Annotated in this window: 26 protein-coding genes and 1 tRNA gene; 5 read left to right on the top strand and 22 right to left on the bottom strand. The window is 70.3% G+C overall.

Annotated elements, in window-relative coordinates:
• Positions 1 to 19 precede the first annotated feature (19 nt).
• The 4 genes from KYX17_RS26920 to serS form a co-directional block, all read right to left on the bottom strand.
• Positions 20 to 1279 (bottom strand): LCP family protein, encoded by a 1260-nt coding sequence (locus tag KYX17_RS26920; RefSeq protein ID WP_243231781.1) that lies wholly within the window; start codon positions 1277 to 1279, stop codon positions 20 to 22.
• 18 nt (positions 1280 to 1297) lie between these two features.
• A tRNA-Ser gene (locus KYX17_RS26925) sits at positions 1298 to 1382 on the bottom strand.
• A gap of 75 nt (positions 1383 to 1457) precedes the next feature.
• A complete protein-coding gene (locus KYX17_RS26930) occupies positions 1458 to 2297 on the bottom strand; it encodes an HAD family hydrolase (RefSeq protein ID WP_243231783.1) in 840 nt (279 codons plus the stop codon).
• Positions 2294 to 3574 carry a serine--tRNA ligase gene (gene serS / locus KYX17_RS26935; RefSeq protein WP_243231785.1) on the bottom strand — a complete coding sequence of 427 codons (1281 nt, stop codon included), beginning with the start codon at positions 3572 to 3574 and terminating at the stop codon, positions 2294 to 2296. The genes KYX17_RS26930 and serS overlap by 4 nt, the downstream gene beginning before the upstream one ends.
• Positions 3575 to 3647: 73 nt before the next feature.
• On the opposite strand from serS, the gene KYX17_RS26940 reads away from it, so the two are divergent.
• Entirely contained in the window at positions 3648 to 4646 is a 999-nt protein-coding gene (locus KYX17_RS26940; protein ID WP_243231788.1) for a diacylglycerol kinase family protein, read from the top strand.
• A gap of 7 nt (positions 4647 to 4653) precedes the next feature.
• Here the strand turns inward: KYX17_RS26940 and KYX17_RS26945 are convergent, their stop codons facing one another.
• The 3 genes from KYX17_RS26945 to KYX17_RS26955 form a co-directional block, all read right to left on the bottom strand.
• Complete coding sequence (locus tag KYX17_RS26945) at positions 4654 to 5385, bottom strand: hypothetical protein (RefSeq protein ID WP_243231789.1); 732 nt, start codon at positions 5383 to 5385, stop codon at positions 4654 to 4656.
• Positions 5386 to 5404: 19 nt separating this feature from the next.
• On the bottom strand, positions 5405 to 6859 hold the full coding sequence (gene cls, locus KYX17_RS26950; protein WP_243231790.1) for a cardiolipin synthase: 1455 nt from the start codon (positions 6857 to 6859) through the stop codon (positions 5405 to 5407).
• A gap of 81 nt (positions 6860 to 6940) precedes the next feature.
• Entirely contained in the window at positions 6941 to 7114 is a 174-nt protein-coding gene (locus tag KYX17_RS26955) for a hypothetical protein (RefSeq protein ID WP_243231791.1), read from the bottom strand.
• Between the two features lie 154 nt (positions 7115 to 7268).
• Between KYX17_RS26955 and KYX17_RS26960 the strand changes: the two genes are divergently transcribed.
• Entirely contained in the window at positions 7269 to 8384 is a 1116-nt protein-coding gene (locus tag KYX17_RS26960) for a DUF4192 family protein (protein ID WP_243231793.1), read from the top strand.
• Positions 8385 to 8388: 4 nt separating this feature from the next.
• Here KYX17_RS26960 and lysS read toward each other — a convergent pair whose 3' ends face one another.
• The gene (gene lysS / locus KYX17_RS26965) at positions 8389 to 9912 is read right to left on the bottom strand and encodes a lysine--tRNA ligase (protein WP_243231795.1); all 1524 of its coding nucleotides are present in this window, start codon (positions 9910 to 9912) and stop codon (positions 8389 to 8391) included.
• 118 nt (positions 9913 to 10030) lie between these two features.
• On the opposite strand from lysS, the gene KYX17_RS26970 reads away from it, so the two are divergent.
• On the top strand, positions 10031 to 11842 hold the full coding sequence (locus KYX17_RS26970) for a DUF2207 domain-containing protein (RefSeq protein WP_243231798.1): 1812 nt from the start codon (positions 10031 to 10033) through the stop codon (positions 11840 to 11842).
• A 13-nt stretch (positions 11843 to 11855) separates the two neighbouring features.
• Here KYX17_RS26970 and KYX17_RS26975 read toward each other — a convergent pair whose 3' ends face one another.
• The 12 genes from KYX17_RS26975 to hpt all read right to left on the bottom strand — a co-directional run bounded on the left by KYX17_RS26975 (position 11856) and on the right by hpt (position 22070).
• On the bottom strand, positions 11856 to 12545 hold the full coding sequence (locus KYX17_RS26975; protein ID WP_243231800.1) for a DUF2520 domain-containing protein: 690 nt from the start codon (positions 12543 to 12545) through the stop codon (positions 11856 to 11858).
• Positions 12535 to 14490 carry a PH domain-containing protein gene (locus KYX17_RS26980; RefSeq protein ID WP_243231802.1) on the bottom strand — a complete coding sequence of 652 codons (1956 nt, stop codon included), beginning with the start codon at positions 14488 to 14490 and terminating at the stop codon, positions 12535 to 12537. Before KYX17_RS26980 ends, KYX17_RS26975 begins: the two co-directional genes overlap by 11 nt.
• Positions 14487 to 15143, bottom strand: a complete 657-nt coding sequence (locus KYX17_RS26985) for a PH domain-containing protein (protein ID WP_374208996.1) — start codon at positions 15141 to 15143, stop codon at positions 14487 to 14489. Before KYX17_RS26985 ends, KYX17_RS26980 begins: the two co-directional genes overlap by 4 nt.
• The gene (locus KYX17_RS26990) at positions 15094 to 15582 is read right to left on the bottom strand and encodes a DUF3180 family protein (protein WP_243231804.1); all 489 of its coding nucleotides are present in this window, start codon (positions 15580 to 15582) and stop codon (positions 15094 to 15096) included. The genes KYX17_RS26985 and KYX17_RS26990 overlap by 50 nt, the downstream gene beginning before the upstream one ends.
• The gene (gene folK / locus KYX17_RS26995; RefSeq protein ID WP_243231806.1) at positions 15579 to 16148 is read right to left on the bottom strand and encodes a 2-amino-4-hydroxy-6-hydroxymethyldihydropteridine diphosphokinase; all 570 of its coding nucleotides are present in this window, start codon (positions 16146 to 16148) and stop codon (positions 15579 to 15581) included. The genes KYX17_RS26990 and folK overlap by 4 nt, the downstream gene beginning before the upstream one ends.
• On the bottom strand, positions 16148 to 16528 hold the full coding sequence (gene folB, locus KYX17_RS27000) for a dihydroneopterin aldolase (RefSeq protein ID WP_243231808.1): 381 nt from the start codon (positions 16526 to 16528) through the stop codon (positions 16148 to 16150). Before folB ends, folK begins: the two co-directional genes overlap by 1 nt.
• Complete coding sequence (folP, locus tag KYX17_RS27005) at positions 16528 to 17337, bottom strand: dihydropteroate synthase (RefSeq protein ID WP_243231810.1); 810 nt, start codon at positions 17335 to 17337, stop codon at positions 16528 to 16530. Before folP ends, folB begins: the two co-directional genes overlap by 1 nt.
• Entirely contained in the window at positions 17334 to 17945 is a 612-nt protein-coding gene (gene folE, locus KYX17_RS27010; protein ID WP_243231812.1) for a GTP cyclohydrolase I, read from the bottom strand. The genes folP and folE overlap by 4 nt, the downstream gene beginning before the upstream one ends.
• Before the next feature lie 2 nt (positions 17946 to 17947).
• Positions 17948 to 19963, bottom strand: coding sequence for an ATP-dependent zinc metalloprotease FtsH (ftsH, locus tag KYX17_RS27015; protein WP_243231814.1), 2016 nt, complete (start codon positions 19961 to 19963; stop codon positions 17948 to 17950).
• A 75-nt stretch (positions 19964 to 20038) separates the two neighbouring features.
• Positions 20039 to 20929 (bottom strand): sigma-70 family RNA polymerase sigma factor, encoded by an 891-nt coding sequence (locus KYX17_RS27020; RefSeq protein WP_243231816.1) that lies wholly within the window; start codon positions 20927 to 20929, stop codon positions 20039 to 20041.
• A gap of 31 nt (positions 20930 to 20960) precedes the next feature.
• The gene (locus KYX17_RS27025) at positions 20961 to 21419 is read right to left on the bottom strand and encodes a carboxymuconolactone decarboxylase family protein (protein ID WP_243231818.1); all 459 of its coding nucleotides are present in this window, start codon (positions 21417 to 21419) and stop codon (positions 20961 to 20963) included.
• Positions 21420 to 21518: 99 nt separating this feature from the next.
• Positions 21519 to 22070 carry a hypoxanthine phosphoribosyltransferase gene (gene hpt, locus KYX17_RS27030; protein WP_243231819.1) on the bottom strand — a complete coding sequence of 184 codons (552 nt, stop codon included), beginning with the start codon at positions 22068 to 22070 and terminating at the stop codon, positions 21519 to 21521.
• An 86-nt stretch (positions 22071 to 22156) separates the two neighbouring features.
• Here hpt and KYX17_RS27035 point away from each other — a divergent pair, with 86 nt between their 5' ends.
• Positions 22157 to 22753 carry a DUF937 domain-containing protein gene (locus KYX17_RS27035; protein ID WP_243231822.1) on the top strand — a complete coding sequence of 199 codons (597 nt, stop codon included), beginning with the start codon at positions 22157 to 22159 and terminating at the stop codon, positions 22751 to 22753.
• A 195-nt stretch (positions 22754 to 22948) separates the two neighbouring features.
• On the opposite strand, the gene tilS is transcribed toward KYX17_RS27035, so the two are convergent.
• Positions 22949 to 23986: a tRNA lysidine(34) synthetase TilS gene (tilS, locus tag KYX17_RS27040; protein WP_243231826.1), complete on the bottom strand. Its 1038-nt coding sequence runs from the start codon at positions 23984 to 23986 to the stop codon at positions 22949 to 22951.
• Positions 23987 to 24014: 28 nt separating this feature from the next.
• Between tilS and ppa the strand changes: the two genes are divergently transcribed.
• Positions 24015 to 24506: an inorganic diphosphatase gene (gene ppa, locus KYX17_RS27045; protein ID WP_243231827.1), complete on the top strand. Its 492-nt coding sequence runs from the start codon at positions 24015 to 24017 to the stop codon at positions 24504 to 24506.
• 75 nt (positions 24507 to 24581) lie between these two features.
• Here ppa and KYX17_RS27050 read toward each other — a convergent pair whose 3' ends face one another.
• The gene (locus tag KYX17_RS27050) at positions 24582 to 25958 is read right to left on the bottom strand and encodes a M23 family metallopeptidase (protein WP_243231829.1); all 1377 of its coding nucleotides are present in this window, start codon (positions 25956 to 25958) and stop codon (positions 24582 to 24584) included.
• Between the last annotated feature and the right edge of the window lie 218 nt (positions 25959 to 26176).

Below are 26176 nucleotides of genomic sequence, written 5' to 3' on the forward strand. Positions count from 1 at the left end.
GGCGGGGAGGATCCCCCGCTCAATCCTTGACGTTACCGTTGGAGCAGGTCTGCTGCGCCGCGGAGTTTCCCTTGATCGAGTCGGGAAGAGCCACGGCCGTCTCGGACGCGTCCGGGGCCGGCGTCGCCGTCTCCGTCGGCTCGACGGGCTCGACCGGCTCCTCGGTCGTGGGCGCCTCCTCGACGACGACCCCCTCGTTCTCGTTGTTCTCGTGCGTGATCTCGAGCGGCTGGTTGGCCTCGATCGCCGCGAAGAGCTCCCCGGCGGCTTCCCAGCTCGGGACGACCTTGTTCGCATCGTCCGGATCGGTGGCGGTCGGGTACTGCACGAAGACGATGTCCGAGGTCGGGACGTCCTTGAGGGCGAGTGCGATCTGGGCGATCGTCATGGGGGTCAGCGTCGAACTCGTCGTGAGGTTGTTCACGGCGGTGTCGGCGAGCTTCAGCATGGTCCCCACGTCGCCGAGCACCTCGGAGCTGAGCATCTTGCGCGCCAGCGACGACATGTACTGCTGCTGGTTGCCGATGCGCCCCAGGTCGCTGCCGTCTCCGACGCCCTTGCGGGTGCGCAGGAACTGCAGCGCCTCGTAGCCCTGGATCGTGTGGTTGCCGGCTTCCATGTCCAGGCCGGTGGCCTTGTCCTTGATGCCGCTCGCGAGGCACACCTCGACCCCGCCGATGGCGTTCGTGATCTCGATCACGCCGCCCCACGTGACGGATGCGGCGTACTGGATGTCCTGACCGGTGAGCTCCGTGACCGTCTGCGCGACGCAGTTGAGCCCGCCGTACTCCCAGGCGCTGTTGAGCGGCTGCTTGCTCATGGCGGAGTGCGTGTTGCCCTCCTCGTCGGTGCAGGACGGAATCGCGAGCATCGTGTCGCGGGGGATGCTGACGACCGTCACACGGCGCGGGGCATCCGAGACGTGCACCAGAAGGTTCGTGTCGTTGAGCGTGGCATCGCCGTCGCGATCCTCGCAGCGCTTGCCGAACATCTCGGCGTACTCCGGCTCGCAGGCGTCCACACCGACGAGCAGCATGTTGAATCCGCCCTTGTACGCGCCGATGTCCGGCGGGACGGACTCCTGCCCCTCGAGATCGACCGAGTTCTCCGCCACCGTGTTCAGCAGGGTCGTTCCCACATAGGCGGCGACGCCCACACCGCTGACGAGCACCACCGCGAGGACGATGCCGATGATCTTCAGCAGCTGCGAGACCGGACCCGGCGAGCGCAGCTGACCGTGACGCGCGACGGTACGACGGAGTGGGGTCTTATCGCTCACTCGGTGCCTTTCGCTCTGCGGAGGGTGTGGGATTCGAACCCACGAGACATCTCTGCCCACTGGTTTTCAAGACCAGCTCCATCGGCCGCTCGGACAACCCTCCTCGCGCAGGAATGCACCTGCCCGATCAGGGGTCGAGTCTAGCCGAGTTCGCGGGAATCCCCGGCCACGCCGACTCTCATTCTCGCGTCATGACCTGGGGAGCTTCTGTGAGCAGAGTGTCCAGCGCGAGGGCAAGACCGCCGTCGATGACGTCCTCGGTCACCTCGCCGGCAGCGTCCTTCACCTCCGCCGGCGCCTGCCCCATAGCCACGGCCCGTCCGCCGACGCGAAGCGCCCAGCCGAACATGCCGATATCGTTGCGCCCGTCTCCGGCGACGAGCACCTTGCCGGGCTCCATGCCGAGTTCGGCATGGACGCGCGCGAGCGCGGTGCCCTTGTCGACGCCCTGCGGAGCGATGTCCAGCCAAGCCGTCCACCCGATCGCGTAGGAGACCTCGTTGAGCCCGGCATCCGCGACGAGTCGGTGGAAGTCCTCCTCGTCGTGACCGGGCGCGACGACGACGACGCGCGACACCGGCTGCTCGCCGAGTTCCTCGAACGTCACCTGGCGGCCTCCGTCGAGCGTCCAGTCGTCGAGCTGCGCTGTGTACAGGCGCTGCCCTGAGGCGAGCTCGACCATGTAGCGCGCCTCCGGCAGCCGATCGCCGAGCAGGCCCAGCACGGTGTGCGGGTCGAAGGTCTCCACATGCCAGCGCATCCAGTCGCCGTCCACGCGCCGCATCGTGACCGCGCCGTTCGAGCAGACCACGAACTCCGGGCTGATCCCGAGCGCATCGAGGTAGCGGTGCGTCGCCATCCAGCTCCGGCCTGTCGCGATCGTCACCATGTGCCCGGCGTCGCGCAGGCGGCCGACCGCCTCAGGGACACCGGGACTCATGGTCTCGTCCTGCAGCAGGATCGTGCCGTCGACGTCGAGACCGACCAGCCAGGGCGCGTCGGTCGCCGCGGCCGTCACGCCTCCGGCTCCAGCACGGCGAGCCCGCCGAGGTAGGGTCGCAGCACCTCCGGGACGACCACCGAGCCGTCGGCCTGCTGGTGCGTCTCCAGGATCGCGACGATCCAGCGCGTCGTGGCGAGCGTGCCGTTCAGGGTCGCGACGTGCTGCGTCCTGGTCTGGCCGTCCTCGGATTCCGGGCGGAAGCGCACGTCGAGGCGGCGCGCCTGGAAGCTCGTGCAGTTCGAGGTCGACGTGAGCTCCCGGAAGGCCCCCTGCGTCGGCACCCACGCCTCGATGTCGTATTTGCGCGCGGCGCTGGAGCCGAGGTCGCCGGCGGCGACGTCGATCACGCGGTACGCGAGCCCCAGCGCGGTGAGCATCTCCTCCTGGAGCGCGACGAGGCGCAGGTGCTCGGCCTCGGCATCCTCCGGCGTCGTGTAGACGAACATCTCGAGCTTGTTGAACTGGTGGACGCGGATGATCCCGCGGGTGTCCTTGCCGTACGAGCCGGCCTCGCGCCGGTAGCAGGTCGACCAGCCGGCATAGCGCAGCGCGCCCTTCGACAGGTCGACGATCTCGTCCTTGTGATAGCCCGCCAGGGCGACCTCGCTGGTTCCGACCAGGTAGAGGTCGTCGTCCTTGTCGAGGTGGTAGACCTCGTCGGCGTGCTCGCCGAGGAACCCGGTGCCCTGCATGATCTCCGGGCGCACGAGCGTGGGGGTGATGAGCGGCACGAAGCCGTTCTGCAGCGCCTTGTCGAGCGCCATGTTCATGAGCGCGATCTCGAGCCGTGCGCCCACGCCGCGCAGGAAGTAGAACCGCGAGCCGGAGACCTTGACGCCGCGCTCCATGTCGATCGCGCCGAGGATCTCGCCGATCTCGAGGTGATCGCGCGGCTCGAAGTCGAAGGAGGGGACCTCGCCGACGCGGCGCAACTCGACGAAGTCCGCCTCGCCGCCCGCGGGAACGCCGTCGATCACGACGTTCTCGATCAGGGCCAGAGCGGATGCCGCGGCATCCGCGGCCTCGGTCGACGCGTGCTGGGCCTGCTTGACCCGCTCGGCGAGTTCCTTGGCCTGCGCGACGAGCGCCGCTTTCTCCTCCTTGGGCGCCTTCGCGACCTGCTTGCCGAACGCGTTCTGCTCGGCGCGCAGCTCCTCGAACGCGGTCAGCGCAGCGCGGCGCGATCGGTCGGCCTCGATCGCCGCATCGACGGTGGACGCGTCGTGCCCGCGCGCGATCTGCGAGCGGCGGACGACGTCGGGATTGTCGCGGAGAAGAGCGAGGTCGATCATCCGTCAAGTCTATGGCGTGCGGCCGGGGCGGCCGCGAGCCGCCGCGTTCGCGGAGAGGCCCTAGAGTAGCGCCATGACGACGCCTCCGCCCGCTCCGCGCCGCGCCGCCCTCGTCTACAACCCGGTGAAGGTCGACGAGCAGCGGCTGACCGCGCTCATGGCGACGATCTCGGAGGAGGCGGGCTGGGACGCTCCGCTGCTGCTTCCGACCACGATCGAGGATGCCGGGCAGGGTGTGACTCGTCAGGCGCTCGAGGCCGGGGCCGCCGCCGTGCTCGTGGCCGGCGGGGACGGCACGGTCCGCGCCGTGGCCGAAGCGATCGCGAACTCCTCGGTCCCGCTGGCCATCGTCCCCAGCGGCACCGGCAACCTCTTCGCTCGCAACCTCGGACTCCCGCTCACGGACGCCGACGCGATGATCCGCGCGGCGCTCAGCGACCGGACGGTTCCCGTGGACATCGGCTGGGCGACGCTCACGCGTGAGGACGGCACGTCGGAGGAGCACGGCTTCGTCGTGCTCGCCGGCATGGGACTGGATGCCGACATGATCGCCAACACCCGCCCTGACCTGAAGAAGTCGGTCGGCTGGGTCGCGTACGTGGACGGCGCGGCACGGTCGCTGGCATCCGCGAAGCAGTTCCGGATCGTCTACCAGATCGACGACGAGCGGTTGCACTCGCGCAAGGTCTACAGCGCCCTGTTCGCGAACTGCGGCACCCTGCCGGCCGGCATCTCGCTGATTCCCACTGCCTCGGTCGCCGACGGCGAGCTCGACGTCGCGATCATCCAGCCGTCCGGGCCATTCGGATGGCTGGCCGTTTGGCGGCGCATCTGGTGGGACAACTCCGTGCTGCGCCGCTTCCGCGCGGGCCGTCTCGTGCTGCAGATGCGCGGTCAGGACGCCTCGGTGCGGTACCTGCGCGGCATCACGGCCGAGGCCGCCGCGACCGAGCCCACCCCGATCGAACTGGACGGCGACGAGTTCGGCCTCGCGGTGCGGATCCGCTGCCGCGCCGAGCAGGGCGCGCTTCTGCTGGCGATCCCGCCGGGGATCGCGGTGGACGCGCTCTGACGCCCTGTCAGCCCCTGACCGCGACGGTCGCGTCGAGGTTCCCGCCGACGAGCGTCAGCTGGAAGCCGTCGTCCTCGACCTGATCGTCGCCGAACGCGATGATCGTGGCTCGGGGTGCCATGTCCATCGTGCACACCTGGTCCTCGTCCGTCGCGAAGGTGACCGTGCCCGTGACCCCGCTGCCTTCGACGGACTCCACGACCGGCGGGCACGAGGAGGAGCCCCAGGTCAGCAGGACGAGACTCTCATCGTCGAACCAGCCGGCGCTGGGGGCGTACTCGGTCTGCGACCCCGGTACCCCGGTGAGCTCCGCGTCGCCGTCCAGGTCGACGTCGTCGGTGACGTCCCCGTAGGTCACGACCAGCTCGACGTCCTGGGCCGGATCCACCCCATCGGGGAGCGCGCCGACGCTCGCACGCGGCGCGTAGTCCGCCGTGCACGCGGCATCCGGATCCGGGTCGGTCACCGTCACCCGCACGTTCTGGCCCTCGGCGGTGACGTCCTCGACGACCGGGACGCAGGTCGACGATCCCCACGTGACGACCGCGAACATGCGGCCCTCGTCGAGCCAGGCGGCCTCGAAGCCGTCCTCGCCTCCCGGCGCCGGCTCGTTCGTCGTCTGCGGGGCGCTCGTGCTCGCGGGGCCCGTCGATCCGGGACCCGACGCGCACCCGGCGACGACGACGGCGGTGGCGAGCAGGGCTGCGGCGGAGGCGACGGAGCGCAGGATCGAGGTCATGACCTCAGGGTAGCCGCCCTCACTGCAGCGCGGAGGTGAGCCTCGCGAGATTGTCGAGCACGGTGGAGCGCAGCGGCTGCTGCATCCACTCGTCCAGCGTGAGCTCGCGGCTGAGGGAGCGATAGACGTCCTCGACGACGCGCATCTCCTCGACGAACTCCTCGCCGCGCACGAGCAGGGAGATCTCGAGGTTCAGGCCGAAGGAGCGCATGTCCATGTTGCTGGAGCCGATGACGGCGACCTCGTCGTCGATCGTGAGGCTCTTGGTGTGCAGGATGTACGGCTTCCGGTACATCCAGATCCGGACGCCGCCGCGCAGCAGCGCCTCGTAGTAGCTGCGCTGAGCGTGGTAGACCATGGCCTGATCGCCCTCTTCGGACACGAACAGCTCGACCTCGACGCCGCGATCGGATGCCGCCGTGACGGCGAGCAGCAGCGCCTCGTCCGGTACGAAGTAGGGGCTCACGATCATGATCTTGCGCTTCGCCGAGTACAGAAGCCCGAGGAACAGGCGAAGGTTGTTCTCGACCTCGAATCCGGGTCCCGAGGGCACGACCTGGCAGTCCAGGTCCCCCGTGCCCTCGACCGCGTGCGCGATGTCGATGTCCGAGAGCACCTGATCGGTCTCGCTGTACCAGTCGCTGAGGAAGATCGCGTTGACGCTCGCCACGATCGGACCGTCCAGGCGCACCATGAGATCGACCCAGTGCAGGCCCCGCTTGATGTTCTTGGGCAGGTTGTAGGTCGAATCCGTGATGTTCTGCGAGCCCAGGAACGCCACGCGCCCGTCGATGACGAGGAGCTTGCGGTGGTTGCGCAGGTCCGGGCGCTGCATGCGTCCCTTCAACGGCTGCACCGGGAGCATGACGTGCCAGTCGGCGCCCATCCGCTTCAGGCGTTGGACGGTGTGCCGGTAGCGGGGCTTCCAGCGGTTCGCCCAGTGATCGAGCAGCACGCGGACCGAGACGCCGCGCGCCGCCACCTCTTCCAGTGCGCGGAAGAAGTTGTCGGTGGACGCGTCCGACTGGAGGATGTAGAACTCCACGTGCACGTAGGACGTCGCGGTGCGCACGGCATCCGCCATCGCGTCGAGCGATTCCTGGTAGTCCGAGATGAGGTGCGCACCGTTGTCTCCGGACAGCGGCATCGCTCCCAGTCGCTGATTCATGCGCACCAGCGGTCCGAACCAGTCCGGCGCATCCGGTCGGAGCGTGCCGAAGTGCAGGTGGTCACTCGTCTCGGCGATGTAGTCGTTGATCTGCTGCTGCTTGCGGCGCCGGGCGCGCGGCAGCCGCGGGTTGCCGATCAGCAGGAACAGGAACACCCCGAAGAAGGGGATGAAGAAGATGGCCAGCAACCAGGCCATCGCCGCGGTCGGACGGCGATTGCGCGGGACGACGATGATGGCCGTGATGCGGATGGCGATGTCGATGACGGTGAGACCGGCGAGCACCCACCAGGGCCAAGCGATCATGCGTCACCCCCGGTGCTCCCTGGCCGCACGCCTGACGCCGGCCATGCTCTCAGCGTAGTGGGTGGGTGGGACGCCGCCGCGTCACTGCTTCGGCGGGAGGCCCCGCGCCGCGCGCTCCTCGGCCTCGATCTGCGCGTGCACCTTGCGCTCGGTGCGGTCGAAGCGCAGGATGCCGCGGAGCACGAAGAAGAACACCACGCAGACGGCGAGCGTCGGCAGGATCGACCAGGATGCCGCGGCCCAGAAGTTCTCCATGAGTCCATCGTACGCCGCGCGCCTGTGGGCTCGCCCGTCGACTCCTCACCCGTTCCCGCACCACTCGCCCTGCACAATCGGAGATCTCGCGGAATCCGTCCACAATCGCCGTCCCGGCGCTCCCGCGGAGGATCCACAGCGGCACACTCGCGGCATGACAACCGTGATGAAAGCCTCCGGCTCCACCGAGTTCCTCGGCCTCGTCCCCGCCCTCGCCGGCTTCACGCCGAGGCGGAGCATCGTGCTGGTCCCCTTCGAGGGCAAGCGCGCCTATGGCGCACTGCGCATGGACCTCCCCGACGATCCCGTCGAGTTCGCCGAGCCCGCCGTGGCCCTGACCCGCCGGGTCCCGGGAACCGAGGCCGTCGCGATCGTCGTGTACTGCGAAGAGACGGCCCTGGCGACGCGCGACGGCCTCGTGCTTCCGCACGCCGTGCTCGTCGACGAGGTGCTCGCATCCGCCGAGGAGGCGCGTCTCGGGATCGTCGACGCGCTCTGCGTCACACCGGAAGGATGGTCCAGCTATCTGGACGACGATCCGGCGCTCAACCCGCTGGACGCGATCGCGACCAGGCCACTGCCACCGGGGATCGCCCTCGAGGCCGACCAGTCCGCGGGAGCCGACCTCCCGGTCGTCAGCCTGCTCGCCTCCGAACGCGTCGGGCGGGCTCTCATCGATCTGGATCAGGTGCTGTGCCGCATACGCCTCGACCGCCCCGTGCCCGCGGGGCGCGAGAACCCGCAGGCACTCGCGGCGGCCGCTCTGCTTGACGATGTCACCGGGATGTTCGAGGAGGCCCTGGACCTGCCGGAGGACGCGCCGCCGTTCCTGGTCGCCGCACTCCTGTGGCTGCTCGACCAGCCCGTGTACCGGGACGTGGCGCTCGTGCAGTGGGCGACGGACCAGGACGGCGGCGAGCGCGCGCTGGACGCGCAGCTCGAGTACCGCTCGTCGAGGGTGATGCCCGACGGCTCCGCCAGGATGCTCGTCGGCGAGGGTCCGCGGCCCGACGCGGCACGACTGCACGCCGCGCTGCGCGCCGTGCGGAGGCTCGCCGCCCTCGCACCGCGGGCGAAGCGCGTCGGCCCGCTGGCGGTCGCGGCCTGGTTGTCCTGGGCGCTCGGACGCACCTCGCACGCGGAGAAGCACCTCGAGCAGGTGCGCGGGATCGCGCCGGACTACAGCTTCGGACGCCTGCTGGGCGAGCTGCTGCTCGCGCGACCCCTGCCCGAATGGGCGTTCCACCGCCGCGCGGCGGACGCGGCCTGACGCCTCACTTCACCAGCGGGAAGAGGATGGTCTCGCGGATGCCGAGCCCCGTGATCGCCATGAGCAGCCGGTCGATGCCCATGCCCATGCCGCCGGACGGCGGCATGCCGTGCTCGAGCGCGCGCAGGAACTCCTCGTCGACGCGCATGGCCTCGACGTCGCCGCGCGCCGCCAGCTTCGCCTGTTCGACGAAGCGCTCGCGCTGGATGACCGGGTCGACGAGCTCGGAGTACCCCGTGGCGAGCTCGAAGCCCCGGATGTACAGGTCCCACTTCTCCACGACGCCGGCGATCGAGCGGTGCTCGCGCACCAGCGGCGAGGTGTCGAGGGGGAAGTCCATGACGAACGTCGGGCGCACCAGATCGCCCTTCACGAAGTGCTCCCACAGCTCCTCGACGAGCTTGCCGTGCGTCGCCTGCGGCGGCACGTCCACGCCGCTGCGCTCGGCGAAGGCGATGAGGTCCTCGACCGCGTCCTCGGGGGTCACAGTGCGACCGGACGCCGCGGACAGCGACTCGTACATCGAGATGCGGTCCCACTCGCCGCCCAGGTCGTACTCGGTTCCGTCGGCCCACGTGACCGTGGTCGAACCGCTCACCGCGATCGCCGCCTGCTGCACGAGCTCCTGCGTGAGCCCGGCCATCTGGTTGTAGTCACCGTAGGCCTGGTACGCCTCGAGCATCGCGAACTCGGGGCTGTGCGTCGAGTCGGCGCCCTCGTTGCGGAAGTTGCGGTTGATCTCGAAGACCCGCTCGATGCCGCCGACCACCGCGCGCTTGAGGTACAGCTCCGGAGCGATGCGCAGGTACAGGTCGGTGTCGAACGCGTTCGAGTGCGTGATGAAAGGACGGGCCGACGCGCCGCCGTGCTGCACCTGCAGCATGGGCGTCTCGACCTCGAGGTAGTCGTGGCTCGCGAACGTCGCACGCAGGCTGGCGTTCACGGCCGCGCGGGCGCGCACCGTCGTGCGGGCCTGCTCGCGGACGATGAGGTCGAGGAAGCGGCTGCGCACACGACCCTCCTCGCTGAGCTCGGAGTACGCGTTCGGCAGCGGAAGGATCGCCTTGGACGCGATCGCCCACTCATCGGCCATGATCGACAGCTCGCCGCGGCGGCTGGAGATGACCTCGCCGTGGACGAACACGTGGTCCCCCAGGTCGACGTACTCCTTCCAGTCCGCCAGCGACTCCTCGCCGACGTTCGCCAGGGAGATCATGGCCTGGATGCGCGACCCGTCCCCGGCCTGCAGGGTGGCGAAGCAGAGCTTGCCCGTGTTGCGGCTGAACACCACGCGGCCGGCGACGCCCACCTGGACGCCCGTCTCGGCTCCGGCTTCGAGCTCGCCGTACTCGGCACGGAGCGCCGGGATGGAGTGCGTCACCGGAACTCCGACCGGGAACGCGCCGCCTCCGGCATCCGCACGCCGGGCGATCAGCCGCTCGCGCTTGGCGAGTCGGACCGCCTTCTGCTCATGGATGTCCTCGTCGTCGGCGGGGACGGGGGCGGGCGCGTCGGACGCGTTCGTCATGCGGGGCTCCTTGGAAGTCAGCGGCCAGTTTATCGCGGGTGCGCCGGGACTCCGCCGGGCGTCCGTCCGGTCGGACGCGGCCGCGGCGGCATCGGAGCAGGCGGGTAGCGTGGAGATCATGAGCGCACGCCGAGGTCTCCGACTGCTCACCGCCCTCGCCCTCGCAGCCGGCGCCGCGATCCTCCCCGCCACGACGGCCACGGCATCCGCGGTGTCCGCCTCCGGCGACGTCGACGACTTCTCCTACTCGTCCTGGGACTCCGTGCTCGAGGTGGGCAGGGACGACGACGGCCACGCCACCCTGCGCACCACCGAGACGGTGACCGCGGAGTTCCCCGACACCGACCAGAACCGCGGCATCGTCCGCGGGATCGTCCTGGGCTACGAGGGAGCCTCCACGCACACCGAGATCGTGTCGGTGACGGACGAGCAGGGCGCCCCGGTTCCCTACGAGACGGAGGAGGACGACGGCGTCGTCTACATCCTCACCGGCACCGACGTGTTCGTGCACGGGCCGACCACGTACGTCATCACCTACGAGATGCGCGACGTGATCCTCGCCGCGCGCAACGGGTCCGACGAGTTCTACTGGGACCTGCTGCCCCTGGACAGCGCGCAGCCGATCGACGACTTCTCAGCGCGCATCACGTTCGATCCCGAGCTGGGCGACCGGCTGACCGGCTCCTCCGCCTGCTACATCGGACCGCAGGGATCACGCGACACCTGCGAACTCGCGCACGAGGGCGACACGTTCACGGTCGCCGAATCGGATCTCGCCGCGGGCGACGGGGTGACCGTCGCGATCGGGCTGGAACCCGGCACCGTCGTCCAGCCCGATCAGCGCCTTCCCGCCCCCCTCACGGACGTCGCGCCGATCGTACTGGGCGGCGGGGCGCTGCTGTTCACGGCCGGCGGGTGGGCGGCGACCGCAGCCATGGTGCGCTCGAGGCGGCGCGCAACGGGCATCGTCGTGGCGCAGTACGAGGTGCCGAGCTCGATGCCTCCGATCCTCGCGAACGCGATCGTGCCGAAGGCCCGCGACGCCATCGCCGCCCAGATCACCCACCTCGCGGTGCGCGGGATGCTCCGTCTCGAGGAGCTGCCCGACCGGGACGACGACGAGCGGCGTCCGCGTCTGCGCCGGCTCGACGCGCCGATCCCGGATCCGCTGGACCACCGCGCTCTGAAAGCGGTGTTCAACAACGACGAGCCGGACATCGTCATGACGCTCCCGAAGGACAGCTCCTCGTTCGGTGAGCGCATGCAGGGCCTCCTCCGGGCCGGCACGAAGGCCGCCGCGAAGCGCGGGCTCGTCACGAAGGAGCGCAGCCGGGCGGCCGTCGCGCTGACCTGGGGCGCCCTCGGCCTGCTCGCCGTGGGCCTGGGACTCGGCATCTGGGGTGTCGTGCAGGCGCGCGAGACCGCCATCCCCGGCATCCTGATCGCGGCTCTTGCGGGCGTCGTCGCGATCATCTCCCTGCTCGTGGGACTCTCCGGACGCACCGTGCTCACGCCGGAGGGTGCCCGGCAACTCGAGCACCTCGAGGGCGTGCGCGAGTTCATCCGCGTCGCCGAGGCCGACCGGCTGCGGATGCTGCAGAGCTACACCGGCGCCGAGCGCCGCCCCGACGGAGCGATCGACGTGATCCATCTGTACGAGCTGCTGCTGCCGTACGCGATCCTGTTCGGGCAGGAGCGGGAATGGGGCGAGGTCCTCGAGACCGCGTACGCCCAGCAGCAGGTCTCGCCGGTCTGGGTGAACGGCGCTGCGGTCGGGCTCGCCGCCCGGATGTCCTCCTTCTCCCAGACGACCTCGAGCGCATCGAGCTACTCGTCTCCGAGCAGCAGCACCTCGTCCAGCTTCGGCGGGTCGACGGGCGGCGGGTTCTCGGGCGGAGGAGGCGGCGGCGGGTTCTCGGGAGGCCGATGAGCCCGGCGGGACGTCAGGGGGCGAGCGGGTCGGATGCCTCGCGCAGGGCCCGTTCGACGGTGGACTGCACCAGGGCCGACAGGTACCCGCCCGGATTCTCCACCCCGATCCCGCGCAGCAGCCCGGTGGCCTGGGAGATGATCGACCGGGAGAACTCGGATGCCGTGGCGATCGCCTCGGCGTAGGCCGCTCGATCCTCCTCGGCGATCACGACCGGCTCGCAGCCGAGCTCGACGGCGAGCGCCTGCGCGATCGGCAGCACCGGGGCGGGGGCCGTCACTGCGGCGAACGCGGCCTGGAGCTGGCGCAGGTCGATCGACGTGCCGGTGAACGTGATCGCCGGGTGCACCGCGAGAGGGATCGCCCCGGAGCGCTGCGCCGGCTCCAGCACGCCGATTCCGTAGGACGGATCCGTGTGAAGGACGAGCTGCCCGGGCTGCCAGGCGCCGACACGGGCGAGGCCGGCGACGAGGCCGGCCAGTTCGTCGTGCGGAACCGCGAGGACGACGAGCTCGCTGCGGCGCAGCACCTCGGGCGCGTCCAGCACCGGCACGTCGGGCAGCACGGCCGAGGCGCGCTCCGGGTCCGAGGACGCCGTGATGCCGACCAGGGCGTGACCGGCGCCGGCGAGCGCCGCTCCGATCACCGGCCCGACGCGGCCCGCTCCGACGATCCCGACGCCGAGACGGCCCTCACGACTCACGCGGTGGCTCCGTCGGCGGTGCCGGCGGCACGGCCGGGGGAACCGGCGGCGCGGCGGGCGGTGCCGAAGGCGGCGCGGCGGGCGGTGCCGAACGCGGTGCCGGTGGCGCTGCCGGAACCGTGGGCGCCGAGGGAGCCGAGGCCGGTGGGGCGGGCGGCGGGGGCGGCGCGGCCGGAGGAGCAGCGGGCGGAGCCGCAAGAGTCTGCACGGCGGGGAAGCCCGGTGCGGCCGACGGCGGCGCCGGCATGGCGGGGCCAGCCCAGGGTTCTGCCGAGGCATCCGACTGTTCGGCCCAGCGATGCCCGCGGTCCCGGCCGACGGAGTCCGAGGCGCGCCGGGCCGCATCGTCGAACGCGGCCATGAGCTGCGCGCTGTCGATGCCGACGACCTCGCCGAGCACGGGGCCGGTGACGCTGTGCGCCTTCATCCAGGCCACGCGCTGGAGGCGATCGATAGGCCCCTGAGACACCGACAGTCCCTGCAGGCGCGCCAGCGGGAACACCGCGAGCTTGCGCCACAGCACCCCGCGGCGCAGGATCAGGCCGAAGTCCGTGAGAGCGAATCCGTGCCGCTTCCACGACACCGGTCGTCGCCACCATGCGCGCGGCTGCATGCGCACGAACGGGTCGTCGGCGGCTTGCGGGCCGAGGATGCCGTGCTGCCAGACCAGCGGAGTGTCGGCGGCGGGGAGATCCGGGAGGATCAGGCCGAGCACGCGCTCGACATCCGCGCGCTTTCCGACCGGCAGGACGATGTTGAACTGCTGCGCGCTGCCGGACTGCTGCTGCGACGCGCTCTTGCCGCTCATGCGGTTGATCTTGATGGTCCACCAGCCGAACGGGCGCCACAGCAGCGACTGGGAGACCTCCACGGAGAAGATGCGCCCCGGAGGGATCGTCTCGGTGACGGTCGTGAACAGGCCGAAGGTGATGCGCACTCCGTCCGGGGTCGGTGCGATCGAGTACCGCAGCGACTTGGAGATCTGCGCCCACGTGACCGCCACGGTCGCGATCACGAGCGGGATGCCGATGCCGAGGCTGATCCCGAGGATCGCGAAACCGGCCTCCGGCCCCTCGTCGGCCAGGAGGGCCGGGATCGTGAACGCCATCACGATGAGGAAGATCACGGCGAAGAAGAAGAACCACAGAACGCCGCTGAGCAGTTGAGAACCGACCAGGCGCCCGGTCGGGATCTTCACGACGCTCTCGGGGGCGACATCGGCGAGGTCCACGCCCGTGATCATGCCGTTGATGCCATGGTTGACGGCGCCCGTGACCTGCTGGCGCACGCTCCCCGCGGGCTGCTGCTGCCCGCTGCGTGCGGCCTCGCGCGCAGCACGCGCTCCCGACGCGAGACGCAGGATGTCGGCGCGCACGGCCTCGGCCTTGGGCGTGGAGAGGTACTCCAGCGGGACGTTGGCATCCGTGCCGGCGCCGACGACCTCGAGCTTGGCCATGCCGATGAGGCGGGCCGGGAACGGACGCGTCAGGTTCACGCCCTGCACGCGGTCAAGCGGAGCCCGGCGGTGCGAGCGGAAGATGATCCCCTTGCGCACCTCGACGTGGTCGTCGGTGATGCGGAACTCCTGGAATCGCCACACGACCCAGAAGGCGGCGCACAGCACGAGGACGATCCCGAGCGCCACGAGCATCGCGACGAGCAGCAGGTTGTTCGCGAGCACCCAATCGACCGGATCGCCGCCGGTGTACTCGTCGACATGGACCTCGTCGGGGGTGAAGAGATTGACGAACCAGTAGATGAAGCGGTCGCGGAAGTTGCTGACGATGATTCCCGCGATCACGATCAGCACCAGGCCGCCCTTGAACAGCGGCGTCAGCGGGTGCAGCCGGTGCCACTCCCCGTCGGCGAGCGAATCGTCGCCGACGGGGGCGGAGGCCGGCAGCTGTTCGGGCAGACCGGACGGACCGGAGAACGGAGCGCTCACAGTCCCGTCCGGCGGGTCTCGGCGACCTCGATCAGCGTGTCGCGCAGAGCCTCGGAGGCAGCCTGCGTGAGACCGGGGATCTGCACGCCCGTGGTGGCGGCGGCGGTGACCATCTTCAGCTGCGAGACGCCGAAGGCGCGATCGAGCGGGCCGTGCGTGATGTCGACGAGCTGCATGCGGCCGTAGGGCACGGCGATCATGCGCTGCCACAGGATGCCCTTGCGGAACACGATGTCGTCGGTGCGCAGCATGTAGCCGATCGCCTTCGCCTGCCGGGGCAGGATGACGAGCGTGATGAGCGTGATGAGGATCACGGCTCCGGCCGGGATCCACACCCACGGCTCTCCGATGATCGCGCTGAGGACGCCGGCGGCGATCGCGATGATCGCGATGAAGATGAGGTTCTGCACCAGCTGCGACACCACGTAGCGGGGCGAGATCTGGTGCCACTGGCCGTCCAGCGCGAGCCGGCCGGCTCCGCGCGGTTCGCGGACGGTGGTGTAGGTTCCGGCGTCGAGAGCGGGGTTCTGCACGGGCCCGGGGGCGGCGGGCGGCGGCGTCTGGACTGCGCCGGCCGCAGGCACGGGACCGGCGGTCGCGGGCTCAGCTCCCGGCGTCGGCTCCTGTGGAGGGTTCATCTGGCTGTCGGTCATCAGGATCCTTCGGCAGTGTGCAGAACTGTTCGGCGACGAGCGCGGCCGCCACGAGGAGGACGGCGCTTCCCACGAGGGCGGCCATCGCCACCATCGACCCTACCTGGGGCCCGACCGGACGCGACAGCAGGAAGACCAGGATGCCGGACCCGAAGCCAGCCAGGAGCGCACCGAGCAGGCTCGAGGCACGCGCGAGAGTCGCCGCGCGCAGGGCGCGGAACGGATCGATCCTCTTCGGCGAGGCGCCTCGCACACTGCGCCGCACCGGCCACGCCAGGCCCAGGCAGGCGGCGGCGAGCAGGAGCAGCAGCACCGGCAGCCACGCGGAAGGCGCGAAAGTGGCACGGCCCGTGACGGTCAGCAGGTGGTCCAGTCCGTATCCGGCCGCCGCGCCGACCAGCGCGAGGACGACGAGGACGAGGGCGGAGGTGCGCTTCATCGGCCGTGCTCGCCGGAACCGTCCGCGTCGCGCCCGCCCGCGGCATCCGACCGCAGCCGGGCGACGAGATCCGCGACCCGCCCTCGGCCGGGCAGCTCGGCATCCGGATCGATCTCCAGCCACGGTTCGAGCACGAACAGGCGCTCGGCCGCCCGGGGATGCGGCAGCAGCAGATGAGCCGCGTCCGACTCGAGGTCGCCGTAGGCGATGAGGTCGAGGTCGAGCGTGCGGTCGCCCCAGCGCTCGCGGCGTTCGCGGCCGTGCTCCTCCTCGATCGCGTGCAGCATGCCCAGCAGCACCTGCGGGGCCAACCGCGTCCGCACGAGCGCGACTGCGTTGACGTACCCGGGCGCGTCAGGATCCGGGCCATCCGGGCGCACGGCGACCGTCTCGTGCAGCGGCGACAGCGCGACCTCGTCCACGAGCGGCAGGCGGGCGATGCGGTCGACAGCGCTCTCCACGGTCGCGCGGCGGTCGCCGAGGTTCGCTCCGAGGGCGACGACGGCGACCGACGCCTCCCGGCCGGGGCGCGGATCGATCGGCGGCAGCGGGGGCATCCGCACCATCAGCCGACCTCCCCTCGGCTGCGATGCAGGGTGACCGACACGTCCGAGAACGTGTGCGGGATCGGAGCGCTCGGCTTGTGCACGGTGACCGAGACGGCGTCCACACGATCGTCGGAGAGGGCGACGACGGCGATGCGGTCGGCGAGCGTCTCGATGAGGTTCACCGGCTCTCCGGTGATCACCGCGACGACCCGGTCGGCCAGTTCCCCGTAGTGCACGGTGTCCGCCACGTCGTCGGAGGCCGCGGCGTCCGCGAGGCTCAGCCGCAGGCGCAGGTCGACGGTGAACTCCTGCCCGTCCTCGCGCTCATGGTCGTAGACGCCGTGCCGTCCGAACGCGGTCAGGCCGCTCAGCAGGATCTCGTCGTCGGGGTGCGTCATCAGCCCTCCCAGGCCCGGGCGACGGCGAGCGCGTCGCGAGTGGCGGCGACATCGTGGACGCGGACGGCCCAGGCCCCTGCGCGGGCGGCGAGCGCGCTGGTCACGGCCGTCGCGAGGTCGCGGCGCTCGATCGAGATCTCCTCCTGCGCGTCCGCGGTCGTGCGCAGGGTGTCGGCGAGGAATCGCTTGCGCGACGTGCCGACGAGCACCCGGTGACCGAGGGCGGTGATCTCGTCGAGGCCGCGCAGGACGTCCCAGTTCGTGTCCCCCGCCTTGGCGAACCCGATGCCGGGATCGAGGATGATGCGCGAGGGGGCGATGCCCGCGGCCGCGGCCCGGCCGACCCCTTCGCGCAGTTCGCCGGCGACCTCGCGCGCCGCGCGGCGGTAGGAGGCGTTCGCGTACATGTCGGCGGACGGTCCGCGCCAGTGACCGAGCGCGTAATCGGCGTCGGTGTCCGCCACGGCCGGGAGCATCTGCTCGTCGGCGAGCCCGCCGGACACGTCGTTGACGATGCGGGCGCCGGCCGTCACGGCCGCCACGGCCGTGGAGGCGTTCAGGGTGTCGACGCTGATGGTCGCGCCCTCGGCCGCGAGGGCCGAGATCACGGGGAGCACACGTTCCTGCTCGACGGCGGGATCGACCCGGTCCGCACCGGGGCGGGTGGATTCGCCGCCCACGTCGAGGATCCCGGCGCCGGCGCGCCACAGGCCGAGCCCGTGCTCGATGGCCTGCGCGGCATCCAGGAAGCGCCCGCCGTCGCTGAACGAGTCGGGGGTGACATTGACGATGCCCCAGATGACGGTCACGGCTGCTCCGCTCCCCCACCGGTGGGCGAAGCGCCGATCAGCGCGATGATCTCGGCCCGCGCCGCAGGGTCGGCATAGTCGCCGCGCGCCGCGACGGTCAGCGTCGACGCCTCGGGCTGGCGCCCGCCGCGCATCGTGACGCAGCCGTGCACGGCATCCAGCACGACGAGAACCCCCCGGGTGTCCAGGTGCGCGTCGATCGTGTCGGCGATCTGCTCGCCCAGGCGCTCCTGCACCTGCGGACGGGCGGCGAGGATCTCCACGACCTTGACCAGGGCGCCGAGACCCACGACCTGCTCACCCGGGAGGTAGGCGAGATGGGCACGCCCGGCGAAGGGAAGCAGATGGTGCTCGCACACCGAGCGGAAGCGGATGTCGCGCAGCACCACCGCACCGCTGGGCAGCGTCTCGGGCGCCGGACCTCGCGAAACGCTGATGGTGTGCGCGAGGGGAGCTGCGGCATCCTCCCCCACGCCCGAGAAGAACTCGGCGTAGAGGTCGGCGACGCGCTGCGGCGTCTGCTTGAGACCCGGGCGTTCCGGGTCTTCACCGATCGCGATCAGCAGCTCCCGGGTGAGAGCGGCGACGCGCTGGATGTCGACGGTCACGATCAGGCGGTGGCGGGACGCGCGTGTCCGGAGGACGGGGCGGAATCGGCCGCGCGCCGGGATGCCGCGGCATCCGTCGGTGCCGCCTCGGAGGCCGCGGCATCCGCGGGCACGACCCGCTTGGGCACGTCGATCGGGGGCCGGTCAGACACCGGACGGTCCTCGCTGGACAGCCAGAGCGGGCGCTCGGGGAGCTTGCGGACGTCCTGGAAGATGTCGGCGATCTGGTTGTGGTCGAGGGTCTCCTCCTCGAGCAGCGCCAGCGCGAGCCGGTCGAGCACGTCGCGGTTGTCGCTGATGACCTGGTAGGCCTCGTTGTGCGCCTGCTCGATGAGCGCGCGCACCTCGACGTCGACCCGTTCTGCGACGGTCTCGGAGTAGTCGCGCCCGCGGCCCATGTCACGGCCGGCGAACGGCTCCCCGCCTTCGGAGCCGAGCTTGACCGGGCCGAGCTCGGTGGTCATGCCGTATTCGATGACCATCTTGCGGGCGATGCTGGTGGCCTTCTCGATGTCGTTGGAGGCCCCGGTCGTGGGGTCGTGGAACACGATCTCCTCGGCCACTCGGCCACCCATCGCGTAGGTGAGCTGGTCCTGCAGCTCGTTGCGGGTGACGGAGTACTTGTCGTCCAGGGGGAGCACCATCGTGTAGCCCAGCGCCTTGCCGCGCGGCAGGATCGTGATCTTCGTGACCGGGTCGGTGTAGTTCATGGCGGCGGCCGCCAGCGCGTGCCCGCCCTCGTGGTAGGCGGTGATCAGGCGCTCGCGGTCCTTCATGACGCGCGTGCGGCGCTGCGGGCCGGCGATGACGCGGTCGATCGCCTCGTCCAGTGCGCGGTTGTCGATGAGCTGGGCGTTGGATCGCGCCGTCAGCAGAGCCGCCTCGTTGAGGACGTTCGCGAGGTCCGCTCCGGTGAAGCCCGGCGTCTTGCGGGCGACGACCTCGAGGTCGACGGACTTCGAGAGCGGCTTGCCCTTGGCGTGCACGTCGAGGATGTGCTGACGCCCCTTGAGGTCGGGCGCGTCCACGCCGATCTGCCGGTCGAACCGGCCGGGGCGCAGCAGAGCGGGGTCGAGGATGTCGGGGCGGTTCGTCGCCGCGATCACGATGACGTTCGCATTCGGGTCGAAGCCGTCCATCTCGACGAGCATCTGGTTGAGCGTCTGCTCGCGCTCGTCGTTGCCGCCGCCCATGCCGGCGCCGCGGTGACGGCCGACGGCGTCGATCTCGTCGATGAAGATGATCGCGGGCGCGTTCTCCTTGGCCTGCGTGAACAGGTCGCGCACGCGCGACGCTCCCACGCCGACGAACATCTCGACGAAGTCGGAGCCCGAGATCGAGTAGAACGGGGCGCCCGCCTCGCCGGCGACGGCGCGGGCGAGCAGGGTCTTCCCGGTTCCGGGAGGGCCGTACAGCAGCACGCCCTTCGGGATGCGGGCGCCGATGGCCTGGAACTTGGCGGGGTCCTGCAGGAACTCCTTGATCTCCTGCAGCTCCTCGATGGCCTCGTCAGCGCCCGCCACATCGGCGAAGGTGACCGTGGGGGTCTCCTTGTTGACCAGCTTGGCCTTGGACTTGCCGAACTGCATGACCTTGCCGCCGCCGCCCTGCATGGACGACAGCAGCCACCAGAACAGCAGACCCAGCAGCACCAGCGGGATGAGAAGCGACAGGAAGCTGTCGAACCAGGTCGCGCGCGGGACGACGTCGGTGAAGCCGTCCTTCGGATCGGCGGCGTCGATCGCCTCCACGATCTGATCGGCGCGGGCGTCGACGTAGTAGAACTGCACCTGCTCGGCACCCTCGAAGGGCTTGGAGAGGGTCATGTCGACGCGCTGGTCGCCGTCCGTGTTGGTCACCTCGGTGACCGTGTCCCCCGCGAGGAGCTCGAGCCCCTGCTGCACGGTGATCTGCTTCGGCGCGCCGAGGTTCGAGATCAGCAGGAATCCGCCGAACAGGAGCACGCCGATCAGCGCCACGTAGATCAGGGGATTCCGGGTGATCTTCTTCACATCCATGATTCGATCAGCGTACCGCCCGCCCGCTTGGCGCCTGCTGTGATTCGCCCACGGCGGAAAGGCATCCCGTGAGCGTCACAGCACGTGCTGGAGCTTGTCGGGATTGGACACCTGACGGATGCCCACGATGCGCCGGTCCGCACCGAACTCGAGGACCACGACGTCCGTCCGTCCGGAATGCGTGAGGGCGAAGGCGGGGTCGCCGTTCGCGTCGAGGGACGCGACCGAGAACGGGTGCGCGGGGTCGGCCGCCACCGCCTTCTCGAGGACCCCGAGGAAGAATCGCCGCACCTTGGCGGAGCCGAAGATCGGATTCAGCGCCGCGCGTACTCGGCCGCCGCCGTCGCTCCACAGGATGGCGTCGTCCGCGAGCATGTCGAGCAGCACGTCGATCTCACCGCCCTCGAGCGCCGCGATCAGCACGCTGACGGCCGCCGGATCGGCGGTCGACGGCGGCCGATCCCCCGGCGGGGCGAGGCGCAGCCGTCGTTCCGCCCGCGAAATGAGCTGCCGCACCGCGGCGGGCGACTTCTCCAGGATGCCCCCGATCTCCACCGCCGACATCCCGTAGGCGCGATGCAGCACGACCGCCGCTCTCGCGTCCGGAGCCAGCTGCTCGGCCAGATGCAGCAGCCCCAGCGAGAGCATCTCGCGGTCGGCCACGGCATCCTCGGGGAGCCGGGAGAGCGCGACCGGCTCCGGCAGCCAGTGTCCGACATACTCCTCGCGTACGGCGGCGACCGCGCGAACCCGGTCGATCGCGCGGCGGACGCACACGGTCGTCAGCCACGCCGGCCAGGAACGCACCCGGCCGTCACCGGCGCGCTCCTCGCGCAGCGCCTCGATCGCCACCTCGGAGACGACGTCCTCGGCGTGACCGAGGTCTCCCAGCATCCGATACGCGATGCCGACCAGCCGCCCGCGTTCGGTCGACCACGCTCGGGCCGCTGGCGTGGAGGGCGTCATGCCCCCACGCTAGCGGCGGGTGCGTTCGAGCTCACGCGATCGGATGCCGGTCGTCGATCGGAGGCTCCATCCCGGTCGCGATCGCGATGCGGTTCCACACGTTGATCGTGCTGATGGCGAGCACGATCGCTCCGAGCTCCCCCTCGTCGAAGTGGGCCGCCGCGGCGTCCCAGATCTCGTCCGTGACGGTGTCCGGCCCGAGCTTGGTGACCGCGTCGGTCAGGGCGAGAGCCGCGAGCTCGCGTTCCTCGAAGAATCCCTTCGCGTGCTGCCAGGCGCCGACCGCATGCAGGGTGCGCTGCGGGATGCCGCGCTTCGCGCCCTCCGTCGCGTGCATGTCGACGCAGAAGCCGCATCCGTTCAGGAGCGAGGCGCGGAGCTTGATCAGCTCGTACAGACGTGTGTCGACGTTCTTGCGGGCATAGGCCTCGAGGCCGATCACGGCTGCGTATCCGAGCTTGTTGGTCCGGCCCATGTCGATCCTGGTCATCGTCATTCCCTCCGGGACTGCGACGACGCGACGGATCTCGTCGCGTCCTGTCAGCCCTCTGAAGGGATGTCGGATGCCGAGGACGAAGTGTGACAGGCGTCAGGAGTACACGTGCGGAGCGAGCACCGCCACGTCCCGGAGGTTGCGGTAGCGCTCGTCGAAGTCGAGTCCGTAGCCGACGACGAAGTCGGTAGGGATGTCGAACCCGACGTACTTGCAGTCGATCTCGACCTTCGCGGCATCCGGCTTGCGCAGCAGAGCCAGCACCTCGACCGACTCGGGGCCGCGCGAGGCGAAGTTCTCCAGCAGCCAGCTGAGGGTCAGACCGGAGTCGATGATGTCCTCGACGATGAGCACGTGCTTGCCGTTCAGGTCGGTGTCGAGGTCCTTGCGGATCTGGACGACACCGCTGGACTTCGTGCTCGATCCGTAGCTGGACACGGCCATCCAGTCCATCGGCGCGTGGAACGGCAGGGCTCGGGCGAAGTCGGCCATGACCATGACGGCGCCCTTGAGCACGCCCACCAGCAGCAGGTCCTTGCCCGCGTAGTCCGCCGCGACCCGCTCGGCCAGCTCGGCCAGTTTGGCCTGGATCTCCTCCTCGGTGACGAGGATCTGTGCAAGGTCGTCCTGGATCTCCGCGGCGCGCATGGATTGATTTTAGGTGACGGACGCCGCCGCATCCGCACTATTGTGAGCCGTGACCAGGGCGAACGCCCCGAACCGGAAGGACTGACATGGCTCTCGACGACATCCTCCAGCAGGTCCCGATCGACGACATCGCCGCCAAGCTCGGGGTCTCGCCCGACGTCGCGAAGCAGGCGGTGGAGCAGGGCGGTGCGGTGCTGCTCGGCGGTCTCGCGAAGAACGCGCAGAGCGAGGAGGGCTCGGCGGCGATCCAGAAGGCGCTGCAGAAGCACGAGGGCGCGGTTCCCACGAAGGTGGACGACATCGATCAGGCCGACGGCGGCAAGATCGTCAAGCACGTGCTCGGCGACAGCGAGCAGGAGGTCACGGCCAAGCTCACCGAGTCGAAGCAGACGGCGGGGATCGACTTCGGCAAGCTCCTGCCGATCCTCGCCCCGATCGTGATGAACCTCATCGCGAACGCCAACAAGGGCAAGTCCGAGAAGTCCGCCACGGCGGGCGAGGAGTCCGGTGGCGGCATCGGCGACCTCATCGGCGGTCTCGTCGGCGGAGGGTCGTCCTCCGGTGGAGGCGGCGGACTCGGCGACCTGCTGGGCGGTGTCCTCGGCGGCGGCTCGCAGGCCGGCTCCGGCGGCGGCCTCGACCTCGGCGGTCTGATCGGCGGACTCTTCGGCGGCAAGAAGTAGCGGGAGCGCTCCTTCCTCGTCGAGCGCGCACCCGGTTCGCGCTCGTGGAGCGGGCACCCCTTCCTCGTTCGTTGAGCGAGCTTCCCTCCCCCGCTCGTTGAGCGAGCTTCCCTCCCCCGCTCGTTGAGCGAGCTTCCCTCCCCCGCTCGTTGAGCGAGCGAAGCGAGTCGAAACGGACCAGCCCCGAACGTCGACTCAGCGAGCGGCGAACTCGATGCGACCTCCCCGGCGTGCTGCGGTGCAGCCGGGGAGGTCGATCGGTCCCTGTCCTGTCCAGTCCGTCACGAGCCGCGCCACTTCGACCGTCTGCGTGCGGGTGAGGCCGATCCCGAACTCGCTGTCGACGACGAGGCGGATGATGCGGTTGCGCAGCGCCGCGGGGTTCGCGGCGAGGGCCGCCGCGCTGACGGAGATGCCGGCCTCGGCGTGCTCGACGATGTCCTCGATCGTCTCGTGGATCATCTCGTCGAAGGCCTCGGCGTCCTCGCGCAGCTGCTCGGCTGTGCGCGCCAGGGCCTGCGCGATGCCGGGCCCGAGCTCGGCTTCGAGCACCGGAAGCACGCGTTCCCGCACGCGCGCCCGCGCGAACCGGTCGTCGGCGTTGTGCGGGTCGTCCCACACATCGAGATCGGATGCCGCGCAGAACGCCCTGGTGGTCTCGCGCCGCACGCCCAGCAGGGGACGCATCCAGCGCAGGCCGTCCTCGTCCTCGCGGACCGGGGACATGCCTTGCAGGCTCGTCGCTCCGGATCCGCGGGCGAGCCCGAGCAGTACGGTCTCGGCCTGATCGTCGAGCGTGTGTCCGAGGAGCACCGCGTCGGCCTTCTCCGCACGGGCGATGCCGCGCAGCGCCGCGTACCGGGCATCCCGTGCGGCTGCCTCGAGTCCGTCACCGCGGTCGCGCACGTCGACCTTCGTCTGCAGCGCATCATGCACGCGGATGCCTTCCGCCGCGACCGCGGCCGTGGCGGCGATCATGTCGGAGCCGTCCTGCAGCTGGTGGTCGACCGTCAGGCTGAGCACCCTCATGTCGCGCGAACGCGCCTCGAACACGGTCGCCGCGGTGAGCGCGAGCGAGTCGGCCCCGCCGGAGAGTGCCACCATCACGGTCGCGCCGTCGGGCAGGTCGGCGAGGGCGGTTCGGACGGCGAGACGGATCTCGGCGATGGCAGGGTTCAGGGAGGGCACGTCACCACGGTACGGCAGGCGGCCCGGGTAGGCTTGTCCCGGCATCCAACCGTCTTTTCCAAGGAGCACACGCATGGGCGCACACGACGCCGTCATCGAGATCCCGCGCGGCAGCCGCGTGAAGTACGAGGTCGACCACGAGACCGGACGAGTGCACCTCGACCGCGTGCTCTACACGACGTTCGGCTACCCCGCCGACTACGGGTACTTCGACAACACGCTCGGCGAGGACGGCGACCCGCTGGACGTCCTGGTCCTGCTGGATCACCCCATCTACCCGGGCGTCGTCGTGAACGTCCGTCCCGTCGCCGTGCTGAAGATGAGCGACGAGGCCGGAGGCGACGACAAGCTCGTCGCCGTGCTGTCGAAGGACCCGCGCTGGGCGCACATCCAGGACATCGGTGACCTGGCCGAGTACACGAAGAAGGAGATCGAGCACTTCTTCGAGCACTACAAGGACCTCGAGCCGAACAAGTGGGTCAAGGTCGACGCCTGGGGGGATGCCGCGGAGGCGCAGCGCATCCTCGACGAGGCGATCGTCCGCTTCGGCGAGCAGGGTCACTGACCCGGTTTCGCCCCGGACGTACGACGCCCCCGGTTCCGCGCTGCGGCCGGGGGCGTCGTACGTGTGACGGGATGCTCAGACGCTGACGCCCTTGCTCGCCATGAAGTTGATCGGGTTGATCGTGCCTCCGCGGTACACCTCGAAATGAAGGTGGCAGCCGAGGGAGTTGCCGGTGTTGCCCGCGTACGCGATGACCTGGCCGGCGGAGACGCGCTGTCCGGATCGCACCGCGAAGCCGCCCGAGCGGATGTGCGCGTAGCCGGTGGCGATACCCCCGGAGTGCTGGATGCGGATGTAGTTCCCGTAGCCGCCGTTCGGGCCGGCGTAGTCGACGACGCCGCTGCTCGCCGCGTAGATCGGCGCGCCGCAGCCGTTGGCCAGGTCGACGCCGCGGTGGAAGCTCGACGAGCAGTTGCCGTAGTTGTCGCACTTCGAGGGACGCCGTCCGTATCCGGACGAGCGGTACCCGCCGTGCGGCCGCACCCAGCCGCTGGAACTCGGTTGGCCGCCGCCACCGCCGCCTCCGCCCCCACCGCCACCGGCGGCGGCCTTCGCGGCCTCTTCGGCTTCGCGCTTCCGGCGCGCCTCTTCAGCCTTGCGACGCTCCTCCACGCCCTTCTGGTACGCGGCGACCGTCGTGGCGGTCGTGTCCTTGAGGGCGGCGAGCTGCGCTTCGAGGGTGTCGAGATTCGCGGTCTGCTCGTCGAGGGCGGCCTCTGCGGCATCCGCGGCGGCCTGCGCCTCGATCATCTTCTCCTCGGCGATCTTCTGCAGGCGGTCGCGCTCTTCGCGGGCGACGACGGCCTGATCGCTGAGCTGCTGGGCGGCGTTGCGCGCCGCGACCGCGTCGTCGTACACCGTCTGGTTGTACTCGAGCAGCTTGTCCATCGTGCCGAGCTTGGCGAGAAGCTGGTCGGCGTCGGCGGCGGAGCCGGAGAAGAAGAGCTGGAGGGCGGTGTCGTCACCGCCGTTGCGGTAGAGCTGCGCGGCCACCTGACCGGCCTTGGTGGCGGCTTCGTCGGCCGCCGCGGCCTGCTCGTCAGCCTGCGCCTGGAGCTCGTCGGCCTCGGTGGCGGCGTCGAAGAACGCCTGCTGCGCCTCGTAGAACTCGTTGGAGGCGAGTTCGGCGGCGGCCTTGGTGTCGGCGACCTTCTGCGTCAGGGAGGCGATGAGCCCCTCGATGCGCTTGACCTCGGCGGCCTTGGCCGCCTCGTTCTTCTTGGCCTTCTGCACGTCGTCCCAGCTGGGGTACGTGGCGGCGTAGGCGCTGGTCACGCCGTTGGTGATGCCGAAGGCGCTGAGCGCGACGACGCTGAGCGCGCCGATGCCGATCGCGCTGCGGCGGGTCACCGAGCCGCGATTCCAGAGGGAACGCCTCTCGGCCGGGCTGGGCGCGCAGCCGCATTCCTCGGATGCTGCGAGGGCAGCATCCTCCGTGAGCTTCTCGTTCACACGGCCCCTTCCGCCGGTTTCACAGATGCCACACTAACAACAAGATTCACATCTGCAACAGTGCTCGCACCGCTTCGATCGCCTCACGGGTGCGCGTCGAACAGCACGACCCACGGCATCCATCGTCCTCCCGACACGCCCGATCGGAAAGAGGACGCGCCCTCGATTCGCGTTTTCGTCAGAGCATCCTTTATGCTTGAGCGTCGGCAAGGAAGTCC

Source organism: Microbacterium sp. CIAB417 (assembly GCF_022788845.1).